Origin of the sequence: Paraburkholderia fungorum (assembly GCF_046026025.1) — a bacterium.
Classification (GTDB): domain Bacteria; phylum Pseudomonadota; class Gammaproteobacteria; order Burkholderiales; family Burkholderiaceae; genus Paraburkholderia; species Paraburkholderia fungorum_E.
The window spans coordinates 1-1872 of sequence record NZ_JAQQFL010000083.1 but is presented as its reverse complement, the minus strand read 5'-3'; the positions used below and the strand labels follow the sequence as shown (position 1 = coordinate 1872).

Sequence of the window (1872 nt, the reverse complement as noted above, 5' to 3'; positions counted from 1 at the left end):
CGCGTTCTGGGAAAGTGAACACGGTGAAATGAAACCGTACGCTGATGCGCAGGCAATGGGTATCGCGCTTGGTACGCAATTCAACGCCGCCACCCTCGATAAGCTCAGAGCCGTGCCCGCACTGCAACTGGAGACAGCGACCAACTGGACCGTAGCAACGGACCCGGGTGTGACCAACTTCTCTCCGATTGTCGATGGATATGCTCTGCCAGAGAATCCCTACGTGCGTTTTATGAACGGACGCCAGAACGATGTGCCCCTTCTGGCCGGATGGAATGCAGACGAAGGTCTCGCATTCTTTAATCGCGCACTACCGCACCAGACTGTTCAGGCCTACACCGACGCTGCCGCTGCCGAGTTTGGCGCAGCAAATCTCGCGAGCTTCCTGCAGGCGTATCCAGCTGTTACTGCGACCCAGGCCGCGCAGTCGGCCCAAAGTCTGATTGGGGATCAGGTTATAAAGTATCAGACTTGGGGCTGGGTCACCCAGCAGCAGAAGACCGGACGTTCGCCCGTGTACGTGTATCACTTTGAGCAAACATCGGCCTACAATCCCTCCGCAACACACGGGACTGAAGTTGCGTATGTCTTTGGCAGCCTCACTCCGACTGGAACAGGAGCCGTAAGCTCACAGGATCTCGCCGTGTCGGATACGATGCAGTCGTACTGGACGAATTTTGCGCGGTCGGGCAACCCTAACGGTTCGCCACTGCCACAGTGGCCGCAGTACGCGGGCGCCGGCAGTCAAACCATGCGCATCGGTAACGTCATCGAGCCGAGCCAGGAAGAAGGTACCGCACGCTACCAGTTCCTGGATCGGTTCCGGGTGAACGGACTGATTACTGTCAGCCAGCAGTAACCCGGGTGCCGCCATCGTGATCTTCCATTCAGCTTTATTCGAATGACTCATACGGTGGCGGTTCGCAGGCGTGCGCCCTAGCGATGTTCGGACGTAACGAGACAGCCGCCGGCATGACGCGGGAGCGGCCCGCATATGCCGGTGCGGCCCCAGACTATGGTTGAACGGTCGTAATCAGGCCATTCACCCGGAACCGATCCAGGAACTGGTAGCGTGCAGTACCTTCCTCCTGGCCCGGCTGAATAACGCCTCCAATCCGCATGGCTTGGCTGCCTGCGCCCTCATACAGTGGCCATTGCGGCAAACCCGCGCCATTGGGATTTCCCGACCGTGCAAAATTTGTCCAATAGGACTGCATCGTATCTGACACAGTGAGATCCTGTGTCGATACGGCTCCCGTTCCGATCGGCGTTAAATTTCCAAAAACATATGCAACCTCTGTCCCATGAGACGCAGTGGGGTTATAAGCCGACGTTTGCTCAAAATGATACGCATACACAGGCGAATGCCCGGTCTTCAACTGCTGGGTGACCCAGCCCCAGGTTTGATACTTGATCGTCTGATCGCCGACTAGATTTTGTGCTGACTGGACTGCCTGAGCGACAGATGATGCGGGATACAACTGAAGGAAGCTTGCAAGGTTCGCCGCGCCGAATTCGATCGTTGCGGCATCCGTATAGGCCTGCACTGTCTCGTGTGGCAGCCCGACGGGAAGGAACGTCATGCCTTCGTCCGCATTCCATCCGGCCAGAAGGGGCACATCGTTCTGGCGTCCGTTCATAAAACGCACGTAGGGATTCTCAGGCAGAACATACCCATCGAGGTTCGGAGAGAAATTGGTCACGCTCGGGTCCGTAGCCAAGGTCCAATTGGTTGCGGTTTGCAGTTGCAGTGCGGGCACGGCCCTGAGTTTATCGACGGTGGCGGCGTTGAATTGCGTACCAAGCGCAATACCCATGGTCTGAGCGTTGGCGGCAGTTTTCATTTCGCCATGCGGGGTTTCCCAGAACGCA

General features: G+C 57.3%; 2 protein-coding genes. One reads left to right on the top strand and one right to left on the bottom strand.

The window, feature by feature from the left end:
• Window positions 1-859 (top strand): carboxylesterase family protein (locus tag PQR67_RS38090; protein ID WP_408467933.1); only part of this gene is annotated, 859 nt, incomplete at its 5' end.
• A 154-nt stretch (window positions 860-1013) separates the two neighbouring features.
• On the opposite strand, the gene PQR67_RS38085 is transcribed toward PQR67_RS38090, so the two are convergent.
• A partial coding sequence (locus PQR67_RS38085) for a carboxylesterase family protein (RefSeq protein ID WP_408467932.1) occupies window positions 1014-1872 on the bottom strand: 859 nt, incomplete at its 5' end.